The organism is Micromonospora sp. HM5-17 (genome assembly GCF_003762835.1).
Classification (GTDB): Bacteria; Actinomycetota; Actinomycetes; order Mycobacteriales; family Micromonosporaceae; genus Plantactinospora.
Genome location: NZ_RJWA01000006.1, coordinates 160278 through 183739 on the forward strand (window position 1 = coordinate 160278; position 23462 = coordinate 183739).

22 protein-coding genes and 2 pseudogenes are annotated in these 23462 nt (G+C 73.0%); 12 read left to right on the forward strand and 12 right to left on the reverse strand.

Annotation, left to right across the window (positions count from 1 at the left end):
• Positions 1 to 66 precede the first annotated feature (66 nt).
• Entirely contained in the window at positions 67 to 1593 is a 1527-nt protein-coding gene (locus EF879_RS18460) for a glycoside hydrolase family 43 protein (protein WP_123560287.1), read from the forward strand.
• A gap of 79 nt (positions 1594 to 1672) precedes the next feature.
• Here the strand turns inward: EF879_RS18460 and EF879_RS18465 are convergent, their stop codons facing one another.
• The 3 genes from EF879_RS18465 to EF879_RS18475 all read right to left on the reverse strand — a co-directional run bounded on the left by EF879_RS18465 (position 1673) and on the right by EF879_RS18475 (position 3657).
• Entirely contained in the window at positions 1673 to 2125 is a 453-nt protein-coding gene (locus EF879_RS18465; RefSeq protein ID WP_123560289.1) for a YbhB/YbcL family Raf kinase inhibitor-like protein, read from the reverse strand.
• A 126-nt stretch (positions 2126 to 2251) separates the two neighbouring features.
• Entirely contained in the window at positions 2252 to 2716 is a 465-nt protein-coding gene (locus EF879_RS18470) for a hypothetical protein (RefSeq protein WP_123560291.1), read from the reverse strand.
• Between the two features lie 140 nt (positions 2717 to 2856).
• Positions 2857 to 3657 (reverse strand): SDR family NAD(P)-dependent oxidoreductase, encoded by an 801-nt coding sequence (locus EF879_RS18475; protein ID WP_199736499.1) that lies wholly within the window; start codon positions 3655 to 3657, stop codon positions 2857 to 2859.
• Between the two features lie 496 nt (positions 3658 to 4153).
• On the opposite strand from EF879_RS18475, the pseudogene EF879_RS18480 reads away from it, so the two are divergent.
• From EF879_RS18480 to rnhA, 4 genes and pseudogenes are all read left to right on the forward strand, one after another.
• Positions 4154 to 5509 (forward strand): annotated as a pseudogene (locus tag EF879_RS18480) (OFA family MFS transporter); the annotation flags it as partial.
• Between the two features lie 516 nt (positions 5510 to 6025).
• On the forward strand, positions 6026 to 7501 hold the full coding sequence (locus EF879_RS18485; RefSeq protein ID WP_123560293.1) for a hypothetical protein: 1476 nt from the start codon (positions 6026 to 6028) through the stop codon (positions 7499 to 7501).
• A gap of 55 nt (positions 7502 to 7556) precedes the next feature.
• Complete coding sequence (locus tag EF879_RS18490; protein WP_123560295.1) at positions 7557 to 9023, forward strand: NADH-quinone oxidoreductase subunit NuoF family protein; 1467 nt, start codon at positions 7557 to 7559, stop codon at positions 9021 to 9023.
• A 126-nt stretch (positions 9024 to 9149) separates the two neighbouring features.
• Entirely contained in the window at positions 9150 to 9653 is a 504-nt protein-coding gene (rnhA, locus tag EF879_RS18495; RefSeq protein WP_123560297.1) for a ribonuclease HI, read from the forward strand.
• Between the two features lie 134 nt (positions 9654 to 9787).
• On the opposite strand, the gene EF879_RS28230 is transcribed toward rnhA, so the two are convergent.
• Complete coding sequence (locus EF879_RS28230) at positions 9788 to 10204, reverse strand: cellulose binding domain-containing protein (RefSeq protein ID WP_233604590.1); 417 nt, start codon at positions 10202 to 10204, stop codon at positions 9788 to 9790.
• A pseudogene (locus EF879_RS18500) lies at positions 10196 to 11266 on the reverse strand (sorbosone dehydrogenase family protein); the annotation flags it as partial. The pseudogene EF879_RS18500 and the gene EF879_RS28230, both read right to left, overlap by 9 nt.
• 754 nt (positions 11267 to 12020) lie before the next feature.
• Between EF879_RS18500 and EF879_RS18505 the strand changes: the two are divergent.
• A complete protein-coding gene (locus tag EF879_RS18505) occupies positions 12021 to 14582 on the forward strand; it encodes a glycoside hydrolase family 3 N-terminal domain-containing protein (RefSeq protein ID WP_233604563.1) in 2562 nt (853 codons plus the stop codon).
• Positions 14583 to 14666: 84 nt separating this feature from the next.
• Here EF879_RS18505 and EF879_RS18510 read toward each other — a convergent pair whose 3' ends face one another.
• From EF879_RS18510 to EF879_RS18525, 5 genes are all read right to left on the reverse strand, one after another.
• On the reverse strand, positions 14667 to 15095 hold the full coding sequence (locus EF879_RS18510; protein WP_123560304.1) for a DUF2267 domain-containing protein: 429 nt from the start codon (positions 15093 to 15095) through the stop codon (positions 14667 to 14669).
• Between the two features lie 382 nt (positions 15096 to 15477).
• On the reverse strand, positions 15478 to 15894 hold the full coding sequence (locus EF879_RS18515; protein ID WP_123560306.1) for a hypothetical protein: 417 nt from the start codon (positions 15892 to 15894) through the stop codon (positions 15478 to 15480).
• Positions 15895 to 16025: 131 nt separating this feature from the next.
• Complete coding sequence (locus EF879_RS27020; protein WP_148086475.1) at positions 16026 to 16310, reverse strand: hypothetical protein; 285 nt, start codon at positions 16308 to 16310, stop codon at positions 16026 to 16028.
• A 164-nt stretch (positions 16311 to 16474) separates the two neighbouring features.
• Positions 16475 to 17236, reverse strand: a complete 762-nt coding sequence (locus EF879_RS18520; RefSeq protein WP_233604564.1) for a GntR family transcriptional regulator — start codon at positions 17234 to 17236, stop codon at positions 16475 to 16477.
• 2 nt (positions 17237 to 17238) lie between these two features.
• On the reverse strand, positions 17239 to 17784 hold the full coding sequence (locus tag EF879_RS18525) for a GntR family transcriptional regulator (RefSeq protein ID WP_123560308.1): 546 nt from the start codon (positions 17782 to 17784) through the stop codon (positions 17239 to 17241).
• Between the two features lie 127 nt (positions 17785 to 17911).
• Here EF879_RS18525 and EF879_RS18530 point away from each other — a divergent pair, with 127 nt between their 5' ends.
• The 4 genes from EF879_RS18530 to EF879_RS18545 all read left to right on the forward strand — a co-directional run bounded on the left by EF879_RS18530 (position 17912) and on the right by EF879_RS18545 (position 19784).
• The gene (locus EF879_RS18530; protein ID WP_123560310.1) at positions 17912 to 18922 is read left to right on the forward strand and encodes a DUF2637 domain-containing protein; all 1011 of its coding nucleotides are present in this window, start codon (positions 17912 to 17914) and stop codon (positions 18920 to 18922) included.
• Between the two features lie 11 nt (positions 18923 to 18933).
• Entirely contained in the window at positions 18934 to 19164 is a 231-nt protein-coding gene (locus tag EF879_RS18535; RefSeq protein WP_123560312.1) for a hypothetical protein, read from the forward strand.
• A gap of 81 nt (positions 19165 to 19245) precedes the next feature.
• Complete coding sequence (locus tag EF879_RS18540; protein ID WP_123560314.1) at positions 19246 to 19515, forward strand: hypothetical protein; 270 nt, start codon at positions 19246 to 19248, stop codon at positions 19513 to 19515.
• Positions 19512 to 19784, forward strand: a complete 273-nt coding sequence (locus tag EF879_RS18545) for a hypothetical protein (protein WP_123560316.1) — start codon at positions 19512 to 19514, stop codon at positions 19782 to 19784. Before EF879_RS18540 ends, EF879_RS18545 begins: the two co-directional genes overlap by 4 nt.
• Before the next feature lie 34 nt (positions 19785 to 19818).
• Here the strand turns inward: EF879_RS18545 and EF879_RS18550 are convergent, their stop codons facing one another.
• Positions 19819 to 20064 carry a hypothetical protein gene (locus tag EF879_RS18550; RefSeq protein ID WP_148086476.1) on the reverse strand — a complete coding sequence of 82 codons (246 nt, stop codon included), beginning with the start codon at positions 20062 to 20064 and terminating at the stop codon, positions 19819 to 19821.
• Between the two features lie 597 nt (positions 20065 to 20661).
• Between EF879_RS18550 and EF879_RS18555 the strand changes: the two genes are divergently transcribed.
• Together EF879_RS18555 and EF879_RS18560 are read left to right on the forward strand one after the other, a co-directional pair.
• Entirely contained in the window at positions 20662 to 21015 is a 354-nt protein-coding gene (locus EF879_RS18555; protein WP_148086477.1) for a hypothetical protein, read from the forward strand.
• Positions 21016 to 21036: 21 nt separating this feature from the next.
• Positions 21037 to 23112: a hypothetical protein gene (locus EF879_RS18560; RefSeq protein ID WP_123560322.1), complete on the forward strand. Its 2076-nt coding sequence runs from the start codon at positions 21037 to 21039 to the stop codon at positions 23110 to 23112.
• 57 nt (positions 23113 to 23169) lie between these two features.
• Here EF879_RS18560 and EF879_RS18565 read toward each other — a convergent pair whose 3' ends face one another.
• On the reverse strand, positions 23170 to 23433 hold the full coding sequence (locus tag EF879_RS18565; RefSeq protein ID WP_148086478.1) for a hypothetical protein: 264 nt from the start codon (positions 23431 to 23433) through the stop codon (positions 23170 to 23172).
• Positions 23434 to 23462 lie beyond the last annotated feature (29 nt).

Here is a 23462-nt window from a genome sequence, read left to right on the forward strand (position 1 = left end):
GGCCCCGACACCACGGTCACCGGGACGACCGGTAGCCCGGCCTCCGACCGACGAGGCCGACGACCGATGCGGACCTTCGCCAACCCGGTCCTCCCCGGCTGCCACCCGGATCCGAGCGTGTGCCGGGTCGGCGACGACTACTACCTGGTCTGTTCGAGCTTCGAGTACTTTCCCGGAGTCCCGATCTTCCACAGTCGGGATCTGGTCTCGTGGCGCCAGATCGGCAACGTGCTCGACCGGCCCAGTCAACTGCGGCTGCCGCCCAGCACGCCCTCCTCGGGCGGCATCTACGCCCCGACCCTGCGGCACCACGCCGGCCGATTCTGGCTGATCACCACGAACATCCCGCACGGCGGCACCCTGCTGGTAACCGCCGACGACCCGGCCGGTCCCTGGTCGGAGCCGGTCCACCTGCCGGAGGTGACCGGCATCGACCCCGATCTCGCCTGGGACGACGACGGCGTCTGCTGGTGCACCACCGCCGGCATCGACCAGTACCGTATCGATCCGGTCACCGGGACGGTGCTGAGCCCGGCCAAACGGATCTGGTCCGGCACCCCGGGCGTGCAGTACCCGGAGGCACCGCACCTCTACCGGATCGGCGACACCTGGTACCTGCTGATCGCCGAGGGCGGCACCGAGCGCGGCCACGGCGTCTCGATCGCCCGCGGCCCGGCCCCGGACGGCCCGTTCGAACCCTGCCCGGCCAATCCCATCCTCAGTCACCGCAGCACCGACCACCCCATCCAGAACACCGGGCACGGCGACCTGGTCCAGGCCGGGGACGGCTCGTGGTGGCTGGTCTTCCTCGGCGTACGTCCCCGCGGCGGCACCCCGGGATGGCACGTGCTGGGACGGGAGACCTTCCTCGCCCCGGTCACCTGGGTGGACGGCTGGCCCGTCGTCGGCCCGGTCGACCCGGTGATGCGGGCCCCGGAGCTGCCCCCGGCACCGGTCGGTGGCGTGCCGGCGCGGGACGACTTCGACAGCACGACGCTGCACCCGTGCTGGATCTCGCTACGATCCCGTCCGCCGGAGGACGTCTCCCTCACCGAGCGCCCCGGCTGGTTGACGCTGCGGGCCCGGGGCGCCTCCCTCGACGACCCGACCGTCACCTTCGCCGGGCGTCGGCAGGACCAGCACGACCTCCGGGTACGTGCCCTGGTCGACGCCGCCCAGGGCCGGGGCGGGCTCGCGGTCCGCCTCGACGAACAGCACCACTACGCGGTGGAGCTGGGTGACGGCGAGGTCTGCGTACGGGCCCGGATCGGTCCGCTGGCCCAGCGCCTGGCCACCCGGCCACTCTCCGGACCGGCGGTGCTCCGCGTCGAGACCTGGGCGTCGGGGCCGGGCATGGACCACCCTCGGCAGGAACCGGACGTGGTCCGGCTGGGCTTTGAGACCGACAGCGGGGAGTTCGTCGCGCTCGCCGAGCTCGACGGCCGCTACCTCTCCACCGAGGTCGCCGGCGGCTTCACCGGCCGGGTCATCGGCTGCTACGCCGCCGAGGGTGCGGTGCAGATCGACTGGTTCGACTACCGCGCCCTCTCCCTGGATCGACTCGCCATCGCCACCGACCTGGTCGACGCCTGACGGTGGGCGCATCCCGACGTCCGGCGCGGGGCGCCCGCGCCGGACGGGGATCGGGCGTCCGGGCCCGCGGTGGGGCGGATCAGCGGGCGAACGTGCCGACCATGTTCCCGCTGGCGAGTTGTAACCGTTCGACGGCGGCGTGGACGTCCGACACCTGGGGCGTGGCCGGCAGCTCCAACGGCCGGTTCACCGCGTAGAGCCGGAAGAAGTACCGGTGCGGGTCGTCGTTCACCGGCGGGTGGGGCCCCGCCCAGCCCTGCGTGCCGAAGCCGTTGACCCAGGCCCGGCCGCCCGGTGGCGTCTCGCCCTCGGCCACGCCGCCGGAATCCGCGTCGATCCCGGTGACCAGCCAGTGCAGGAAGGGGGTGGGTCCGGCGTCCCGGTCCTCCACCAGGAGGACGAGTTCCGTCGCCGACTCGGGGACCCCGGACCACTCCAGCGGAGGCGAGATGTTGCCGCCGGCCCGGGAGAACCGGTCCGGCAGCCGGTCGTGGTCGTTGAAGGCGACGCTGCGCAGCGTGATTCCGGCCATGACGTCGTTCCCTCCCGGATACGGTGTCGCGCCACGCGCGGAGGCCGCCGCCGGCGACGCCTCGGGCGGCGACGCTGTCTGGGTACCCGGCTACCCGGTGTCCCGGTCGGCGAAACCGACCGGCGATCAGCGGCGCCGAAGGCGACAGCGGATGGTCCGGCCCCAGGGCCGCCCGGTGCCGGCGGCCCGTCCGAGCAGGTCGTCAAGGACCAGCGTCAAGCCGGCGCCGAGGAGCCAGACGTCCTTCGCGAGCCCCGATCCCTGCTGGGTCGGCCGGGGCCCGCCCGGCTCCCGCATCCCGGGGGTCGCCCAGTAGAGCCGGATCAGCCCTCCGCTGAACCCGACCAGGCCGAGCCCCGCCAGCGCGGACGGAACGACCGGTACCAGCAGAGCGGCCCCGAGGGCGATCTCGGCACCGGCGAGCGCCGTGGCGAAGACGCCGGGTCGGATGCCCCGCAGCGGGGGGATCGCCCCGGCGGCCATCCCGTGCAGCTCCCCGGCGGCCGTCTCCGCGATGCCCACCTTTGACAGTCCGGAATTCAGGACGTAGGCGCCGATCGCGACGCGCAGCGGGAGATGGGACAGGTTCATGGGTGCCTCCGCTCTGCCGGGTCGCTGTCGGTGCCGGCTACCCGGTGCGCCCGGAGACACACCAGAGAGCACGGGGCGCCGTCCGGTTCGCCGGCTCCGAGCGCACCGGCCGACGGCACCGGGCCGGGCTCGGCCGCCGGTCAGGGCACGATGGCGTCGACGTAGCCGCCGTCGACGCGCACCGCCGCCCCGGTCGTGGCCGAGGCGAGCGGGGAGGCCAGGTAGACAACCAGGTTAGCGATCTCGACCGGCTCGATGAGCCGCTGGATCAGGGACTGTGGCCGGTGCACCCGCATGAACTCACGCTGCGCCTCCGCCCACGGCAGGTTCCGGTCCACCAACTGGTAGACAAACTCCTCGACGCCACCGGTGTGGGTGGGGCCGGCGATGACGGCGTTGACCGTGACCCCGGTGCCGGCAGCGGCCTTGGCGAAGCCGCGGGAGACGCCGAGCAGGGCGGTCTTCGACACCCCGTAGTGGATCATCTCGGCCGGGATCACCACCGCCGAGTCGCTGGCGACGTACTGGACGCGGCCCCAGCCCCGCTCCATCATGGCCGGCAGGTAGGCGCGGGTCAGCCGGACCGCAGCCAGCACGTTGACCTCGAAGTAGCGGCGCCACTCGGCGTCGTCGATCTTTAGGGCTGGCTGGGCGCCGAAGATGCCGAGGTTGTTCACCAGGATGTCCACCGTGGGTAGGAGTGCGAGCGCCTGCTCCGCGCCCTCGGCCGTGGCGACGTCGGCAGCGACCTCGACAACCTCGGCGCCGGGTACCTCGTCCCGGAGCGCGGCGGCCGCCGCGCGAACACGGTCAGGGGTACGCCCGTTCACCGCCACCCGCGCGCCGGCTCGGGCGAGCTGGGTCGCGATGGCGGCCCCGATGCCCTGGGTCGAGCCGGTCACCAGCGCCGTCCGTCCGGTCAGGTCGATGCTCACGCTCATCCGGATCCCCCCGTTTTGACACGCCCCGGTCCCGACGAGACGGAGACGAAACTACTCCCAAACCTCCACCGTATCGCCCCACTCGCCGACCCGCGCCGACCGCCGGGGAACAGGGACAAGTAGCGCGGCCATGGTCCACCCGTCACCCGCCTTGGTGCCGGTTGCCACCCATCGACCGCCGCGGCACGCCGACCGACGCCCGCCCCGGCCGCGGCGATACCGGATTCGCCGCCGACGCCGGACCCGCCGCGGGCAGGCCGCTTCCGGTGGTGGTCGCCGGCCGCCCGGACACCGGGGCAACATCGACGACCGTTCGGCTCAGCCGGCCGACCGCCCGGCGATCGACGAGCCGTTGATGATCCACTGTGCACCGGGCGGGGCTAGGTTCCGGGCGAACGCCCCCTCTCCCTGGCGGATGGACGACGCTCGACGCCCTCCCCCGGCCGGTGCTCGCGCCGTCGCCCCCGCCCCGCCCCAGCGAGGTGCGACCGTGCCACTGCTGTCCGCACTCGATCCCCGACACACCGTCGCCACCCCGGGGTACAGCCGCTGGCTGATCCCGCCAGCGGCACTCTCGGTGCACCTGTGCATCGGTCAGGCCTATGCCACCAGCGTGTACAAAAACTCCCTGATAGCCCACTTCGACACCAGCCAGACCGCGATCGGGATCATCTTCAGCATCGCGATCGTGATGCTCGGCCTCTCCGCCGCGGTCGGCGGGACCTGGGTCGAGGCGAACGGCCCCCGCAAGGCCATGTTCGTCTCCGCCTGCTGCTGGGCCGCCGGTTTCCTGGTCGGTGCCCTCGGCATCGCGACCCGACAGCTCTGGCTGGTCTACCTCGGGTACGGCGTCCTCGGCGGCATCGGGCTCGGCATCGGGTACATCTCGCCGGTCTCGACGCTCATCAAGTGGTTCCCGGACCGTCCCGGCCTCGCCACCGGCCTGGCCATCATGGGGTTCGGCGGCGGCGCGATGCTGGCCAGCCCGCTCTCCCGGCAACTGCTCTCGCTCTACGACTCCGGATACGACCCGGCCGACTCCGCCTCGGTCGCCTCGGGCGGGGCGCTGGTCGGGCTCTTCGTCACCCTCGGTCTGGGCTACTTCGCCATCATGATGTTCGGCGTGGTCAACGTACGGGTCCCGGCACCGGGCTGGCGGCCGGCCGGCTTCGATCCGGCACGCATGGCCGTCAAGCCGCTGGTCACCACGGCCAACGTCTCGGCCTCGAACGCGATCCGGACCCGGACCTTCTGGCTGCTCTGGATCGTGCTGTTCTGCAACGTCACCGCCGGCATCGGCATCCTCGAACAGGCCAGCCCGATGATCCAGGACTTCTTCCGCGCCGACGGGGTCTCGACCGTGGGCATCGCGGCGGCCGGCGGCTTCGTGGGACTGCTGTCGCTGTTCAACATGGCCGGCCGGTTCGTCTGGTCGTCCACCTCGGACGTGATCGGCCGCAAGCCCATCTACGTGGTCTATCTCGGCGTGGGGATGGTGCTCTACGCGCTCCTCGCGCTGGTCGGCGCCACCGCCACGGCACTGTTCGTGGTGCTCGCCTGCGTCATTCTGTCCTTCTACGGCGGTGGGTTCTCCACCATCCCGGCCTATCTGCGGGACATGTTCGGCACCTACCAGGTCGGTGCCATCCACGGCCGGCTACTGACCGCGTGGTCCGCCGCCGGCATCGCCGGTCCGCTGATCATCAACGGCTTCCTCGACGCCCAGGGCAAGCCGGGCACGCTCACCGCCACCGCGTACCAGCCTGCCCTGTTCACCATGATCGGCGTCCTGGCGCTCGGCTTCGTGGCGAACCTGCTGGTCCGGCCCGTACCGGAGCGCTTCCACGAACCCCGGGTAGAGGCCGCCACCGCACCAACCGGCGTCGCACCCGGCGGCGGGGGCGGCGCGAGTCAGACCGGCGCCGGCACCACCGGGAAGGAGACCGGCACCACCGGCAACGGCGCGACGGTGGAGCCGGACAGCGCACCGGCGGAGCAGCCGCCCCCGACCGCGCCGGGCCAGGCCGGCCGGCTGTGGACTTCCTGGCTGCTGGTCGCCGTCCTGCTCGGCTACGGCGTCGGACAGACGGCGATCACGGCGGCGAGGCTCTTCACCGGCTGAGGCCGGATCGTCCACCCCGCCCACCGGGCCGACCCATCGTGAAACATAATCGGTCCGGATTCATCCGCCTGACTGGTTTCTCCGTACCTGTGGTGGGTCGGGCCGCGACACGACACCGTGCGACGGCCCGGCCGGCCACCGCCGGGCGACGCGGTGGGGCGACACGCGCGCCCCAGCCGTCCGGCCGGGACGGGGTGGTCAGGCAGGGCGTGACGACGGGCGCCGAGGCGGAAGATCGAGGAGCACATGGCCCGGACGAGAGAGTTTCAGCGAGCCAGCATCCCGAAGAGCTTCACCAGCCGGGGCAGTACGCCCCGGTCGAAGCCCGCGGTCGTCCTGCTCGTCGTCTCCGCCCTGACCGCCGCGTGGGCAGTGGCGATGCTGAGCCCGTTCGGCAACCTCATCCACGCGTACATGTTCGTCTTCACCGCCTTCTACGCGGGCCCGGTCACCCTGGTGTCGCTGAGCCTGACGGTGATGGTCGGACTGGTGGCGACCGACCGCATCGTCCTGCTGATCCGGCACCGGGTGCTGCTCCAGTCCGCGCACCGGGCGCTCGGCATCATCGCGGTCTTCAGCCTCGCCCTGCACATCCTGACGAAGATCGCCGCCGGCCACATCACCCCGACCACGGTCGTCCTGCCGTTCGTCAACGGCGCCGACGTCTACGTCGGACTCGGCACCGTCGCGGCGGTGCTCATGGTCTTCGTGCTCTGGACCGGGTTGGCCCGGGCCCGGTTCGCCGGTGTCGGCAAGCCGTGGCTGTGGCGGGCCCTGCACAGCGTCGCGTACGCCTCCTGGCCGGTCGCGCTGGTGCACGGCCTGATGGCCGGTCGCGCGGCGGCGACCTGGGTGACCGTGAGTTACGTGCTCTGCGTGGTGATGGTGGTGGTCCTCCTCCTGCTCCGCCTCTCGGTCAGCCTGGGCCGCAAGCGCCAGGAGCAGGCGCAGACCACCGGCTCAATGGCCCCGGTCGGCCGGCCGGCCAAGCCCGCCACGCCGGCCCGGCGCCGGACCGCCGACGAGATCCGCGCCAGCCGGCGCGACGCGGGCGGGCGGGGCGACCGGTGGTCGGAGGCGTCGGACCGGGATCTGCCGGTTGGTCGGCGCCGCCGGAACACCCTCGACGACCTGCGCGGCGACAGGACGGAGCCGGCGATCGACACGTGGGCGCGGGCTGGGGCGCTCGACACCGCGGACTCGCCCCGCCACGCCGACCGGATGACCGAACCCGACGACGAGCGGGACGCCGACGTCGCGAAGCGGTCCGCCGACGACGGCCCGGAACTGCCGTGGGACAGCCCTCGCCGCTGGTCGCGGGGCCGTTCCGACTGGGGGGACCCGGACCGGGACGATCCGCAGACCGGGGAGGACGGGGCGGGACGGCGGCCCTGGCGGGACCCGGAGGACGAGCTCACCCCCGTCGGCCGTCGCCGTCGCGACCCCGACGAGACGGAGGAGCGGAGCGACGGTCGTGTCGGACGGCACAGCCGAAGCAGCGAGGAGGACGACAACGGTGCGGGGTGGGGCCGCGCGGCCCGGTACGAACCCAACCTGCTGGCTCGCCGCACCCCCGACGACGATGATGACGACGACACCCCGACCCTGGTCGACCTGGCCGCACGGCGGGCACGCCGGACCCGTACCGCCCGTCGCCGCAGGTCGGATGAGGCGGCGGAGGAAGGGGCGTACTGGACCAGCCTGAAGGGGGAGGTCCGATGAGGGCGGGTCCGGGCCGCCACGGTGGCCCGCAGTACCAAGCCGAAGGTGTGACGCGATGAGTCTGACCGCCGTACCCCCGGTCGCGTGCTTCGGCGAGCCGCGGTTGACCGCCGGGTTCGACGAGTTCGGCCGGCTGGACCTGACCGCGCACGAGCTGGTGCACGGCCCGGTCAACCCACTCTCGGCGAAGGGCCTGATCCGGCTCGTCGAGGCGATCGAACTCAAGGGCAAGGGCGGAGCCGGCTTCCCGTTCGCCCGCAAGGTCCGGGCGGTGCTGGAGTCGGCGGACCGGCAGGACCTGCCGACCGTGGTGGTGGTGAACGCCACCGAGGGTGAGCCGGGGGCGTGGAAGGACAAGGCCCTGCTCACCCGCGCCCCACACCTGATCCTCGACGGGGCGGCGATCGCCGCCTACGCGCTGGACGCCGAGGAGATCGTCATCGGCGTCGCCGACGACGGCATCGGCGAGGCCTCGCTGACCGCCGCGCTGGCCGAGCGCCGGATGCCGGTCCGGACCGGCATCGTCACCGTGCCGCACCGGTTCATCTCCGGCGAGGGTGGGGCGCTGGTGCGCGGGATCAACGGCGAGGCGCACATCCCACCGGGGCGCAAGCAGCGCGCCAGCGACAGCGGCGTCGGAGGGCTGCCCACGCTGCTCTCCAACGCCGAGACGTACGCCCAGCTCGCGATCGCGGCCCGGCTCGGGCCGTACGAGTACAGCACGGTCGGGACTCCCGACGAACCCGGTACGGTACTGCTGACCGTGACCGGGGCCGCCGGCCGGCCGGCGGTGGTGGAGTGTCCGACCGGGATCCCGCTGCGGGACGTGCTGGAACTCTGCGAGGCCCCGGCCGGACCGGGAGTCCTCACCGGCGGCTACCACGGCAAGTGGATCACGGCGGAGGCCGCGGCGACGGCCGAGGTCTCCCGAGCCGGGTTCGCCAAGGTCGGCGGCACGCTCGGTGCCGGGATCATCATGCCGCTCGGCGCCGACGTCTGCCCGCTCGGCGAGGCCGCGCAGGTGGTGGCGTACCTGGCCGGCGAGTCGGCCGGCCAGTGTGGGCCGTGCCGGCTGGGCCTGCCGGACCTGGCCCGCTCGCTCGAGCTGATCGTCAGCGGCAGCGCCCCCGCCGAGGCGGTGCGAGCGGCGGCCGGGGTGGTACGCGGACGCGGGGCGTGCAGCCACCCGGACGGGACGGCCCGGTTCGCCACCTCGGCCCTGGAGGTGTTTCTCGACGACCTCGAGGCGCACGCCACCCGGGGCGGCTGTGGCAAGCGGGTGAAGGGTGTGCTGGGTCTGCCCTCCCCCGCCGACACGCCGACCTCGAAACTGGTGGTGGACTGGTCACGCTGCGACGGGCACGGGCTCTGCGCCCACGTGGTGCCGGAGTTCATTCGGCTGGACGCCAACGGCTTCCCGGCGTTCCCCTCCACCCCGGTCCCGACGTGGCTGGAGGCGGGCGCCCGTAAGGCGGTTCGGATGTGCCCGGCGCTGGCCCTGCGCCTGACCCCCGTGGAGTAGCCGCGCCGGTCCGACCGGATCGGACGGATCACCACGGCGGTCGGTCCGGCGTTCCTCCGCCTCGGCGGTCGGCGCGCCCGGAACCGCCTGCGGCCGGGCGTCGCCGGTGGCGGGTATGGTGCCGGAGTGACGGAGCAGGAGACCCGGCCCGTGGTGGACATCTACACCGACGGTGCGTGCCGCGGCAATCCCGGTCCAGGCGGGTGGGGCGCGGTGCTGCGGTACGGCACCCGGGAGAAGGAGATCTACGGCGGCGAGGCCACGGCGACCACCAACAACCGGATGGAGCTGATGGCGGCGATCCGGGCGCTGGAGACCCTGACCCGCCCGGCGACGGTACGGCTGCACACCGACAGCACGTACCTGCGGGACGGAATCACCCGATGGCTGCCGACCTGGAAACGCAACGGCTGGCAGACCGCCGCGAAGACCCCGGTGAAGAACGCGGACCTGTGGCAGCGGCTGGAGGCGGCGGCGAGCCGCCATGAGGTGCACTGGCACTGGGTGAAGGGCCACGCCGGGCATTCCGGGAACGAGCGGGCCGACCGGCTCGCGGTACGCGGGCTCCACGAGGCCGCCCCCGCCGCCGGTGGCCGGCTGGTCCGGCCGCGGCCGGCGCCACCGGGCTGACCCGCCGTCCGTCGACGCGTCCGGCCCGCCGGTCACCGCGCTGTCGGGGAGGTCCGTCCGGCGGTCCCGCCCGGCCCGCCGGCACGGGTCCGGGGTGGGACCGCCCGGTCACGGCGCGCCCGACGGGGCGTCGGCTACGGGCTGGTACAGGTCAGGGTGGTCGGCGGGTCGGTGGTGCCGGTGGCGCTGCCGATGAGCCCGAAGGTGGTGGAGCCGTTGGGCGGGAGCGATCCGTTCCAGCTGGCGTTCCGGACGGTCACCGAGGATCCGCTGACGGTGAGGGTCCCACCCCACAGCTGGTTGATCGTCTGGCCGCTGGGCAGGGTCCACCGTACGGTCCAGCCGTTCAGGGTGGCCGTCGTCGCGTTGCGTACCGTCACCTCGGCCTGGAACCCGCCCTGCCACTGGTTGACCTGCCGGTAGGTCGCGGTGCAGGGGCCGGAGGCCGGTGGCGTGGTGCCGGGCGGCGTCGTCGGCGGAAGGGTGGGCTGGGTCGGCGTGGTGGGGCCCGGGGTGGTCGGGGTACCGCCGACCGGCGGGAAGCGCAGCACCCGGTCGTCGGTGGCGGCCGGGGTGCCCCGACCGTCCCGGTTGCTCGTCGTGACCCAGAGCGAGCCGTCCGGGGCCCGCTCGACCGTGCGGAGCCGGCCGTAGGTGCCGACCAGCGCGGCCACCGGCGTACCGGCGCCGCCGTTGCCGGTCAGCGGCACCGTCCAGAGCCGGGTCCCCCGCAGGGCGGCGACGAAGAGGACGTTGCCGTCGATGGCGGCCCCGCTCGGCGACGCCTCGGCCGTGGTCCAGGTGACGATCGGGTCGCGGAACCGCGGATCGTTGCCGCGACCCTCCACGGTCGGCCAGCCGTAGTTGCCGCCGGGCACGATCTGGTTGACCTCGTCCCAGCTGTTCTGCCCGAACTCGGTGGCGTAGAGCCGGCCCTGGGCGTCCCAGGCGAGTCCCTGGACGTTCCGGTGACCGAGGCTGTAGACGAGGGAGCCGGGAATCGGGTTGTCGGCCGGGACCGAGCCGTCGGGGCGCATCCGGAGGATCTTGCCGTTGAGGCTCTGCGTGTTCTGCGAGTTGGCGGTCTGGCCCGCGTCGCCGACGCCGGCGTAGAGCATCCCGTCCGGGCCGAACGCGATCCGGCCGCCGTCGTGGAAGCTGGCCCGGGCCAGCCCGGTGAGGATCGGCGTCTGGGTCTGCGGCGCGTCGAGCCGGAACCGGACGATCCGGTTGTCGCTGGCCGAGGTGAAGTAGGCGTAGACGTAGCCGTCCTGGGCGTACGTCGGCGAGACCGCGAGGCCGAGCAGGCCGGCCTCACCACCGGCCGAGACCCCCGAGATGGTCGCGACCTGCTGCGGGCTCTGTCCGGGGCGGAGGCGGAGCACCCGGGCGCTGTTCCGCTCGGCGACCAGCGCGCTGCCATCGGGCAGGAAGGCGAGCCCCCACGGGGTCTGCAGGTTGGTGGCGACGGTCTCCGGACGGCTGAAATCGAACTCCCCGGCGGCCAGCACCGACACCTCTCCGGGCCGGGGAGCCACCCCGGCCGTGGCGAAGCCGGCGCCGCTCAACCCGACGGCCAGGGCCGCTCCCGTGACGAGAAGGCGGCTCCGCATGCCACACCTCCAGACCGGCCGGCCCCCGAACCGGAACCGGCCACGCATCCATGACACGCCATGATAGTGATGAACATCAATGTATCACGGATGCGTTCGGATCCGTCCCCGTCCGCCGGGCGGGCGGGCCGGTCCCCGCCCGGCCGACCCGCCCGCGTCCTCGGCGGCGTCCGCGCGCCCTCCCACGCCGGGCGACCGCGTGTCGGGACTGCCGGCCCGGACCCGGACACCCCCTGCCCTGATCCGGGCCGGCCCCCACCGCCCGGGTCCCGCCGGAGCGTCCCGGGACGACCCGACTCGGCTCCCCCGGCGTCCGCCACGGTCGTCGCCGCCCACGGGACGGCGTCGACGCGGGACCGTTTTCGCGCCGAAGATGATCGTCATCTCCGGCGGACCCACCGGGGATGCCGTGCTGCCGCTGGCTCCCCTGCCCGTCGGGCCCCACGGCGTCCCGCCCCACCCGTGTTTTCGGACCGGCACCGGGCCGGGTGGGACGCGAGGGGTCCGCAAACTTTCGGTGTCTGCCCGATAATTCAACGCGATGCGGCGCACGCTACGACGCCACGAAGGATACGGTCAAGGCCCTCGCCCGGACGAAGCCTTGCGGGCCAACTTCGGCACCAATAACCTCTCGACGCGGGCCGGATTTTCCGGAAACATGTCGGAAGTACGCTCGCCACCTGACCGTCCGCCTGCCACAACGACGTGCGTCGGCGCCGGAAGGGGCCCAGAAACCAGCGACAGGAGGCTGCTCGTGAGCAGCAACCGCAAGGCCGCCGACACTCGGTCGACCACCGAGGTTGGTCGGCGTGAGGTCACCCCGGGTTCCGACGCGGGTCCGCAGGACGGGCCGGCCGTCGCCCCGGCCGACGACGCCGCGGGCGGTCGTGTCCCCTTCCCCGACACCACGCTGCCGAACGCCACCCCGGCGGACCAGGCCCTGCCGGCCTGGCGGGACCGGCGCCTGCCCGCGGCGCGCCGGGTCGAGGACCTGCTCGCCCGGTTGTCGCTGGAGGAGAAGGTCGCCCAGTTGTACGGGGTCTGGATCGGCGGCAACTCGACCGGTGACGACCTGGCCCCGCACCAGCACGAGATGGTCGGCACGGCACCGGACTGGCGCGACCTGATCAGCGCCGGCCTCGGGCAGCTCACCCGCCCCTTCGGCACGGCGCCGGTCGATCCGACCGAGGGCGCCCGCGCCCTGGCCCGGAGGCAGGAGGAGATCGTCGCCGCCAACCGGTTCGGCATCCCCGCGATCGCCCACGAGGAGTGCCTGACCGGCTTCATGACCTGGAAGGCGACCGTCTATCCCACGCCGCTCGCCTGGGGGGCGACGTTCGACCCGGACCTGGTGGAACGGATGGCGGCCCAGATCGGCACCGCGCTGCGCCGGGTCGGCGTACACCAGGGACTCGCCCCGGTGCTCGACGTGATCCGGGACCCGCGCTGGGGACGCACCGAGGAGTCGATCGGCGAGGATCCGTACCTCGTCGCGACGCTCGGCACCGCGTACGTCCGCGGCCTGCAGTCGGCCGGCGTGATCGCCACCCTGAAGCACTTCGTTGGATACTCCGCCTCCCGGGCCGGCCGCAACTTCGGCCCGGTGGCGGTCGGGGCCCGGGAACTCGCCGACGTGCTGCTGCCGCCGTTCGAGATGGCGCTGCGGGACGGCAACGCCGGCTCCGTGATGCACGCCTACACCGAGATCGACGGCCTGCCGCCGGCCGCCGATCCGGCCCTGCTCACCGACCTGTTACGCACGCGGTGGGGGTTCTCCGGCACCGTCGTCGCCGACTACTTCGGCATCAGCTTCCTCACGCGGCTGCACAGCGTCGCCGCCGATCTGACCGAGGCCGCGGCGCTGGCGCTCACGGCCGGCGTGGACGTCGAGCTGCCGGCGGCGCACTGCTACGGCGCCCCGCTGGTCGCCGCGGTCCGCGCCGGTATGGTCCCGGAGGCCCTGGTCGACCGGGCCGCCGCGCGGGTGCTCCGACAGAAGTGCGAGCTGGGCCTGCTCGACCCGGACTGGTCGCCGCTACCGCCCGCCCTCACCGAGCCGGCTGACCGGCACAACGGCGGCGGGCCGGGTGACGAGATCCGCATCGACCTCGACCCGCCCGCCAACCGGGCGCTGGCCCGGGAGCTGGCCGAGGAGTCGGTGGTGCTGCTGGCCAACTCGGGTGCGCTGCCGCTGCGGCCCGATTCCCGGATCGCCCTGGTCGGGCCGCTCGCCGACAGTGTCACCGGCATGCTCGGCTGCTACACCTTCCCAAGCCACGTCGGGAGCCAGCACCCCGACCTGCCGGCCGGGGTCGAGATCCCCACCCTGCTCGACGCGCTCCGGGCCGAGCTGCCGACGACGCCGATCACCCACGCGGTCGGGGGAACGGTCGACGGCGACGAGGCGGAGTCGGACGCCGCCATCGCCGCGGCGGTGGCGGCCGCCCGGGACGCCGACGTCTGCGTCGCGGTGCTCGGCGACCGGGCCGGCCTGTTCGGCAACGGCACGTCCGGCGAGGGATCGGACGCCCCCGACCTGCGCCTGCCCGGGCCCCAGTCCGCCCTGCTGTCGGCGCTGCTCGACACCGGCACCCCGGTCATCCTGGTGCTGCTGACCGGGCGGCCGTACGCGCTCGGCCACGTGGCCCACCGGCTGGCCGCGATCGTCCAGGCGTTCTTCCCCGGCGAGGAGGGCGGTCCGGCCGTGGCCCGGGTGCTCACTGGTCGGGTCTGCCCGTCCGGCCGACTACCGGTGAGCGTGCCGCGCGACCCCGGCGGCCAGCCGAGCACCTACCTGACCCCGGCGCTGGGCCAGCGTACCGAGGTCAGCAACGTCGACCCGACACCGCTCTTCCCGTTCGGCCACGGCCTGTCGTACACGGAGTTCGTCTGGCCGGAGGTCCGGGTGAACGGCGTGGTCCCGGCGGTCGACGCCCCGGTCGAGCTGCCGACCGACGGCGAGCTGACCCTTTCGGTCACGGTACGCAACGTCGGGGACCGGGCCGGCACCGACGTGGTGCAGCTCTACCTGCACGACCCGGTGGCCCAGGTGACCCGCCCCGTGGTCCGGCTGATCGGCTACGCCCGGGTGCCGGTCGGTCCGGGACAGACCCGGCGGGTGGACTTCCGGGTTCACGCCGACCTCGCCGCGTTCACCGGCCGGCACGGGCACCGGGTCGTCGAGCCGGGCGACCTGGAGCTTCGGCTCTCCGCCTCCAGCGCCGACCACCGGCACACCGTCCCGGTCCGGCTCGTCGGCGCGGAGCGCCGGGTGGACCATCGGCGCCGACTCGCCTCCGAGGTGACGCTGCACTGACCCGACGTGCCAGGCCGACCAGCCGACCCCGCCGGGCCACCCCGGCACATCGTGACCGTGACCGTGGCCGGGCCCGTCCCCCGGTCATGGCATGATCTTGATGAGGTCCTTCGGCATGCTGGACTTGACGTCGTCCCACTCGCCCTCGGTGACGTGCCGCCGCAGCGCGTTCAGCACGGTGTTCACCACCGTCGCCGGCCCGCCCTCGACGTCGAACGGGAAACCGGCCCGGACCTCGTAGAGGAACTCCTCACGGTTCAGTTTGATCGGCACCACGCTCGGGTCCCAACCGTCGAAGTAGATGCCCCGGACCAGAATCGGAAGCTGCGCCGCGAAGTGCGCGCTCTCCTGCACCGGAAGCCGGTCGCGGAGCAGGTGCAGGACGGTCCGCAACGCCGCGTACGACTGGTTACGGCGCTCCTTCGGCCAGCCGTACGCCTGCTCGATCTCCTTCAGGATGATGTTGGTCTTCTCTATCGACGATTCGATGGCCGAGTACGTGTTGTTCGGCACGACTGCTCCCCCGTCCCGTCTGGCGGCCGGTGATGACGTTCCATCGCCCGGCACGCTCCCGTGACCACGCCTCCGGAGACGTCACCCGGATGCGCCTCCTACTCCACACCCTCGCCATGCTCGCCCCCTGACGGGTGACTCCTGCTCACCCGGGCCGGGTGAATCGACACCCGGACGCGGCCACGCCGTGGGCGGACGCGATCACCGACCGGCGCGGCCGTCCCGGCGCGCCCCGGTCGCCTCGTCGCGGAGCAGCTCGGTCAACCGCTCGGCGTTGCGCTGGGCGTAGTCCCGATGACAGTTGTTTGTCCGATACCTGAGCGCTGTGCGATGTGGTGTTTGAGCAGGCTGCCGAGAAGCAGACCCCGCAGGTTTATCAGAACTACGAAGAGCGCGACTCCGCCCAGTGACCGCGGCGGCGGAACGGCACCACCGTCGGCCCCAGCTCGACCGTATCGTCCGCGTCGGGGTCTGTCCTGGAGTCGCCGCCGCCCCACCACGTCTGTTCTTCCAGTTCCTCCACCCGCCGGGTCAACTCGTCGATCTCGGCCTGCTGCGCTGCACGATCCTCGGCCTGGCAGGCCCGGAAGTGTCGGATGATCAGCCACGCGGCGTACGCTCCGGCGGCCGACAGCAGCACCGCGAGGGCCGCGAGGAGCGCGAAGTCAAGCGTCCGGCCGAGCCGCGCGCCGCCGATGAGGGTGATGGTGTGCACGGCGAGCGGGCTAAACCCGGCGGCGATGAGAATGCCGAGGCTGATGTAGGCGGCCGGCCCTGGCCGCTTGGGGGTGGAGCTCATACGGGGTCACTCCTGATCTCTGGCGGGGAGGGTGAGATCGGAGGTTGGGCTGGCAACAACCTCCCCCGGGGTGCCGGTGGTTAGGGCATGCCCGGTCGGGGCCGCGCTGGCGGGTGCGCGGCCGGTTCAGATCAGCCGGGCCAGGGTAGCGGCGGGGTGGGCCCGGGACCGGGCTGATTGTGGGGGTCATTGGCCCAGTCCCGGGCCTCGGTGCCGAGACGCGGTCGGGAGGGATCAGCTCCGGCGTCTCGGCCGTCACAGGGCGCCATGTCGGCAGGGATGGTGCCGGCCTCCACCAGCTCGGAGAGGCGCCCTCCCCGGCTGCTCCCCAGCGCGGTCTCGATCAGCGCCGTGTCATCGGACCAGGCGGCCAACGTACGCCCCTGAATCGGGGCGGTGCGACGCTGCACCATCACGCTGCCCTCCCCCCACGATGGCGCGTGGAATTTCTATGGCGAAGATACACAGAGATTAATCGGCAGGTCATGGCCGTAGGGCGGATCGATCCGCTTGGTCGACAGTAGATCCTCCCTTAGGACAGATGTTCGGGGACCGGCGTCATAACCGGGCCGGTCGTACGTCACCGGCCGACCGGCCAGCGGTACCTGATCTCGTGTCGGTGTCCGGCTTTGATGAGTATCAGAGCCTCCACCGGCCGACCCGACGCGGCGATCGACACCCGGAACGTTCTCAGGATCGGCACCTCGACCGGCAGCTCCAGTGCCACGAACTCTTCCGGTGTCGGCGGCCGAGTGCTTAACACGTCCTCGAAGGAGACCGGCTCCAGCCCCATGTCGGCCAGCACCGCCGGCGAGCCGCCCCGGATTCGTCGCCGCTCGGCCAGCGGGGTGCCGCGGGCCAGGTCGACCGGGTAGTAGGAGTGCACCAGCTCGACCGGCGCGTCGTCGAGACTGAGGATCTGCGTGCGGCGCACCACCGGCGCGCCGGGCTCGACCCCGAACGCCCAGGCCACCTGGGCGGGTGCCGGCACCTCGCCGACGCCGAGGAGCCGCGAGGCGCCGCGCTGACCGTGGTCGGCTGCGGCGGTGATCCAGGTGTACGGCTGGCCGGGCTCGGCGGGCCGGGCGTAGTCGACAGGGGTGATGGTCTGCTGCTGGGTGGGGCGCACGTAGACGCCCTTGCCGACGCGACCTTCGACGTAGCCCTCCTGCTTGAGGATGGCGACCGCGTTCTGGATCGTCGCGCCGGGCGCCTCGTACCGGGCAGCCAGGTGGGCGGTGGAGGGCAGTCGCGAGCCGGGCGGCAGGTCGCCGGCCATGATGTCGGCGCGCAGCTCGGCCGCGATCTGCTGGCTCCGCGGTCGCGGATCACGGATGGGCATCGTCAGCCGTCCTGTCGGATGTAGGTGAGCTGCCGGCCCTGGGCGCGCATGACCATGACGGTGTACTCGTACGGCCGGCCGGTGGCGTCGTAGATCGTGCGGGCGAGGACCAGGACCGGGTCGCTGTCGGCGAGGTGGAGCATGTCGCGCTGGTCCTCGTCGAGTACGTCCGCGGCCGCCGCGGCGGTGATGTCCTCGCGGACGGTGGCCGGCCGGTAGCCGAGCTCGGCGAGCAGGGTGACGGCGCCGCCTCGGATCTTCCGCCGCTTGGCCAGTGGCGTGCCTGCGGCGATGGCTGCCGGCCAGTACGAGGTGACGATCTCGACGGGCTGGTCGTCGGCGAGGATGAGCCGCATCCGGATCACGACCTCGGCGTGGGCGGGTAGCCCGAGGGCGTCGGTGACGTTGTTGGTGCCGAGCATGACGCCGACGTCGAGCAGCTGCTGGGTGCCGCGCTGGCCGGACTGGGCGGCGTCGGCGGCCCACGTGTCGCCCTGACCGGGTGTCAGGTACCTGTTCGAGGTGCTGGTCCACCTCTGGCTGTCCATGTCAGCTCCCTCGGTCGCGGCCTGTCTGCTGACCTTACTGCCTGATCGGTTCGGTGCCCGGCGTGCGGACAGATATGAGCGTACATCAACCTTGCTGCCTCATTCATAAAGCGGTACGGTGGTCGACATGACTCAGCAGACCACCCAGACCCCCGGACCGGACCGGGACAGCCAGACCCCCCGGACTTGGTGGCAGCGGTTCACCGCCGGACTGCCGACCGGACTGTCCCTGGCGCTGATCGGACTGGTCTGGCTCGCCGGGGCGGTCTGGTCGTTCGAGGAGCAGTCCCTGTTCGCACAGTCCAGGGGGTTCCGGACCCCCGAGCTGCTGCCGCTGGTCCTCGACGGGATGGCGGTCGCGATGGCCGCCGTCGCGTACGCCGCCAGTCTGGACGCCCGTCCGGCGGTCTTCGCCCGACTCGGTACCGCGCTGGCGATCCTGTGCAGCGCCGCCAGCAACGGGACCTGGGCGTGGGCCCGCTCTGGCGGCGATGTCGAGACGATCACCCTGGCCGCCGGTGTGCCGGTCGTCGCCGCGATCGCGTTCGAGGTGCTGCTCAGCGAGGTACGCCGCCAGGTGCTGCGCCGCCGCGGCCAGCCGGGACCCGTCGCCATCACGTACCCCCGCCTGGTACGCCTGGTGCTGGCGCCCTGGTCAACGATCACCGTGTGGCGCCGCGAGGTGCTGCGGGTGACGGACCCGGCCCGCGCGTTCCAGACTCCCGCCGGGCCGGACCAGCCGCGTCGGACCCCTCCGACCCCGCCGCGGCCGGCGGTGGAGCCGACCAGTCCGGCGGACCGTCCGGCGATCGAGGCGACACCGCACCAGACCCCCGTACCGGACCCGGCACCAGACCCCCGGGCGGACCTCGTCCCGGTGGTCCGTCAGACCTCCGCCCGCCGGCCGGTGGCGGTCCGCCCGCCCGTGCCCACGGCGGTGGTCCGGCTGGACCGGACCGGGAACAAGGACAGGGCCGACCTGGCGGCGCTGCGCCGGTGGCAGGCCCGCAACGGCGGCCAGACCCCCAGCATCAGCCAGACCCAGCAGATCGTTGGCGGCGGCCGGTCCCGGGCCGTGCGGCTGCGGGGTCTGCTGACCGCCGACCAGACCACCGACCCCGACCGCGCCGCGGTCTGAAAGGAGTACCGATGCTGCCCCGACTCCGCACCCGTATCACCCACGCCGGGATGGTCGGCGACCTGGTCGGCCTGGCGGTCGCCGCCGACCAGATCGACCGCCAGGCCGACCACCTGGACGCGTCCCGCCTAGCCCGGGCCACGTCCGCCCTGCCGCCGACGGAGACGCTGCGGGCGGTCGCCGCCGGCTGGCGGCACCGGGCCGAGGAGACGGGGGCCGACCTGGCCACCAACCAGTCCTGACCAGCCCAAAGTCGCGGGGCGCGGCAGACCTACCAAGCCAAGCGCCGCGCCCCGCCCGATCCCCCCGGAAGGAGAGGAACCGTGACCACCCTGTACCACACCCCGCCGGTCGACGACGACATCGACCTGGCCCTCGACGACCCGGTCGAGCACACCGACCCGCCGGCCAACCGGTGGACGGCCGTCGTGCACGGCCTGCTCGCCACCCTGCCCATCCCGGTCACGGGCGCGATCATCAGCGAGACCGTCGGCCCGGACTGGCTGACCTGGCTGCTGGCTGGCCTGGGCATCCTCGTCGTCGCCGCGTGCGTGGCGGCGCTGGTCGCCGAGCGGCGGGAGATGCTCCGGTGAAGCAGCGGACCCTGAACACGCGCGGCAACATCGCGCTCGGCGCGTCCGGCGCGGTCGGCCTGTTCGTCGGCACCGGTGCCGTCGCCGGCGGCTGGTCGGCCATCCACACGTGGCTGTCCGTCACGCTCGGTATCCTCGCCGGCGCCGCGGTGGTCTGCTACACGCTGGCCGGTCGCCCGCGGCGGCAGGTGAGTGTCGGGGGTGACTCACCCCAGGTGACTCACCCCGCTGTAGAGTCGTCTGCCACCCCCTCTGAGGTGCGGCGATGACGGCCGACGAGCAGGTGACTCACCCCGAGGTGACTCACCCCGACACGATCACCAAGGTGGCCCAGGACCGGCCCACGAAGGCCAGCGGCGAGACATCTCGCCCGCGCACGGTCCGTAACCGCATCAAGATGCCGCCGCCGAAGACGCTCGCGGCCGTGGCGCTCGTGGTGGCCGCGGTTGAGCTGCTGATCTGGCAAGTCGGCGGCCCGGTGTGGGGAATCGTGATCCACGCCGTCCTGCTCGTCGTCGTCTTCGGGCCCACCGCGGTGCTGCTCATCATCGCGTGGAGGAAGGCCCGGGCCGCCCGCCGCGGGGCTGCCGGGGTTACTAGGCAGACGACGACCACCACCCGGACCGGCCGGGGACCGCTGGGCAAGCTGTTCGGCCGCGGCCGCGACCGTGGCAGGTCCGGCAACGGTACCGGGCAAACCCGGCCGGGTTTGTTGTCCCGGCTGTTCCCTGGCCGGCCGCCAGCAGCAGCGGTAGGAATCCGTTTGGGCGGCTGTTCGCCCCGACCAGCGGCCGGGGCCGGTCGCCGAAGGGCGGCTCCGCCCCGGCCAGCAGCCGGGGCCGCCAGCACGGCACTCCGTCCGCCGCCCGGGCGTCCAGTAGCAAGCCGGGCAAGAAGAAGCCGTCGATCTGGGACGACTTCCTGCGTGGCCTGCGCGGGGGCCAGCCGGCCCGGGCGGACAAGCGCAAGCCGTCACCCGGCCCGACGGCCGCGACGTACAAGGCCGAGGACAACACCAAGGACGAGAAGGCCGCCACGACCGACGAGCTGGTCAAGGAGGCCGTCAAGAAGGCAGCCGACGCCGCCGAGGAGAAGAACGCGACGCCGGCAGTACCCAGCCCACGCATAGGAGGAGCAATGGGAGACATGAACCGCGTCCGCGCCGCCGCCAGCGAGCTGGCCGCCGCGCTCCGCGACTACGACCCCGAGTCGATGCACCACCTGGTCCGCGACATCCCGGGCCTGGGCGACGCTCTCGCGGACGTCGCCGCCGGCGTGCGGCAGATGGCCAGCCGCGCCGAGTCCGAGTGGCCCGTCGCCGCCCCGGTCGCCGAGGCGCTGCGGTCCGTCGCCGACGACATCCGCGCCGGCGCGGGCACCGCCGAAGAGGCCCGGGCGACCCTGCACAGGGAGAACGAGGTCGACATCGAGCGGGGGGTCGCGCCGCGGCACGGGTCGCGGGACATCGAGGCCAAGTGGGACGTCCGCGGCGCCGAGTGACGAGGTAAGGAGGTAGACGCGATGGACGGTCGGGGATCGTGGGAGAGCCTCGCGGGTGGCGTCATCGCCACCGTCGGGCCGCTGGTGGCGGCCGGTGTCGGGCAGGCGGTCGACGTGCCGGCGTGGGCGCCTGCGGTCCCCGCCGCTGGCATCGTCGCCGGCATGGCGGTCAGGGACTGGATCACCGCCCGGCCGTGGTCGGAGCGGGTGTTCCGACTCGCCGCGGGCCTCGCGGCTGGCGGGTGGGCGGTCTGGTCGACGGTGACCGGGCCGTGGCAGGTCGCCAACCTGGTCGTCGGCGGGGCGCTGGCCGGGGCCGGCTGGCTGGTCGCGCCAGCGTTCACCGGCGGCGAGGATGAGCGCACGGTGACCGCTCCGGCGGCGCAGGCCAAGGTGTCTCAGCCGGTCGGTCGCCGAGCGCAGTGGAAGGCGCTCATCGAGCGAATCTGCCGGGTGCAGCCGATCACCATCACCGCCGACATCGACTGGCCCACCGGCACCGGATTCACGTTGCACGTCGAGTTCGCGCCCGGCTCGGGTGACACGTGGACGGCGATCCGCGACAACGCGGTCCGGCTCGCCGGCGCTGCCCAGCCCCGCCTACCCCGAGGCTGCATGATCAGCGTCGAGGAGGGCGATCTGCAGGGTACGGCGGTGGTGCGGGTCCCGACCGTGTACGCGCTCGCCGAGGATGTGCCGCAACCGGACGACACGTCTCCGCTGTCGATCTGGGATGACCTGCCGATCGGGGTGAACGAGGACACCACCGTAGCCACCGTGAATCTGCGGCAGGCGTCAGCGTTGATCGCTGGCCGCCGCGGCGGCGGCAAGAGCAACGCACTCAAGGTGCTGGTGGGCCAGTTGTTGCGCTGCCGGGACACTGTCGTCTGGATCGCCGACCTCAACGGCGGCGGTCTCGCGGTTCCGTTCATGCTGCCGTACGCCGAAGGGGAGGTTGTCACCCCGCCGATCGACTGGGTGGCGGCGAGCGCCGAAGAGGTGGTGCTGATGGCCCGGGTCGCCGCCACCATCGCCGCCGACCGCAAGGCGAGGTACGCGGCGCTGACCGCGCGGGCCGGCGGCGACCTGCTGCCGGTCACCCGGGACCTGCCGCAGATCACGATCGTGGTCGACGAGTCGGCCGAGGTGGAGGATGACCCGGCGGCCCGGGCGGCGATGGACGCGCTGCGTAAGGTCCAGAGAATTGGGCGCGCGGAGGCCGTGAACATTGTTTTCTCGGCGCTGCGGGCCACGATGGACACGATCCCGGTCAGCGTGCGAAAGCAGGCGGCACTCAAGTTGTGTGGCCCGGTAGAGGACGACACCGAACTCGAATACATGCTGCCCGGCTCCCGGGTCCGCAGCGCCGACCTCGTACACCCCGGAACCTTCTTCCTCCGTCGCGGCGACGGTGGCGCGGCCGTGCGCCAGATCAAGGTGTACAGGACGCTTCCGGACCAGATCCGACGCCTGGTCGTGGCCACCGGCGGGCAGCGCGCCCAGCTGGACCCGGCCGGCCAGCACGTGGGCGGCCGGACATACGCGGAGCGGTGGCAGCGGTTGCAGCCGTGGCTGGACCAGCTGGCCGGCCGCCCGTCGGCCGCGCCGGAGCCGGCGGACGCTGTCAGCGTGCCCGCCTACGGCCGTCCGGACGTGATCGCCGCGATCCACGACGCCGGCCGGCTGGACCGGGCGGTTGCGGCCGAGCAGCAGGTGCAGGCTCAGCCCGAGGACCGGCCGCTGTCGCGGGAGGAGCGGGACGAGCGCCGCCGCCGGGCGCGGGAGGGTTTGCGGCGGGCGGCGGCACGCGCCGAGATGGAGTCCATGCCGAAAGACCAGCTGGACACTGTGTTCGAGGCCCTCGTCGCCGACCTACGGCCGTCGTCCGGTGGCCAGGACGGCGCGGGGTGGCGGCCGGAGCTGCTGATCGACCTCGCCCGGGAGTCCGGGCCGGAGGGTATCGGCCCGACGGAGATGCAGCGGGTGCTCGGCTCGCGCGGGGTCGAGGTCAGCATGAAGACCGTGAACAAGTGGGTGGCCAAGTTCGTTCAGGAAGGCAAGCTGCGGAAGCTGGACGGCGGCCGGTACAAGGCCTAGCAACACGTAGAAGGGGCCCGGACCGTGCTGGTCCGGGCCCCTTCTACGTGTCCGAGGTCAGAACTTGTCGTCGCCGTCGTGGACGATCGCGCGGGCCCGCGCGGCGAGCCGCGACCGGGCAGCCTCCTCGGTGGCGGCCTGCTCGACGATGGCGAGAATCTCCTTGTAGGTGGCGCCCCGGCCGACCGCTGTCTGGACGGCGACCGCGAGCCGGCGCAGGCCCTCGTTGTGGTCGGCGCGGGTACGGCCGACGCGGCCCGGGTCGGCGAGCGCCTCGGCGACGTCAGCGGCCCGCGGCCGCGGCGTTTCGATCGTCATCACGCGCTCTACTGTCCCACATGACTGCTACG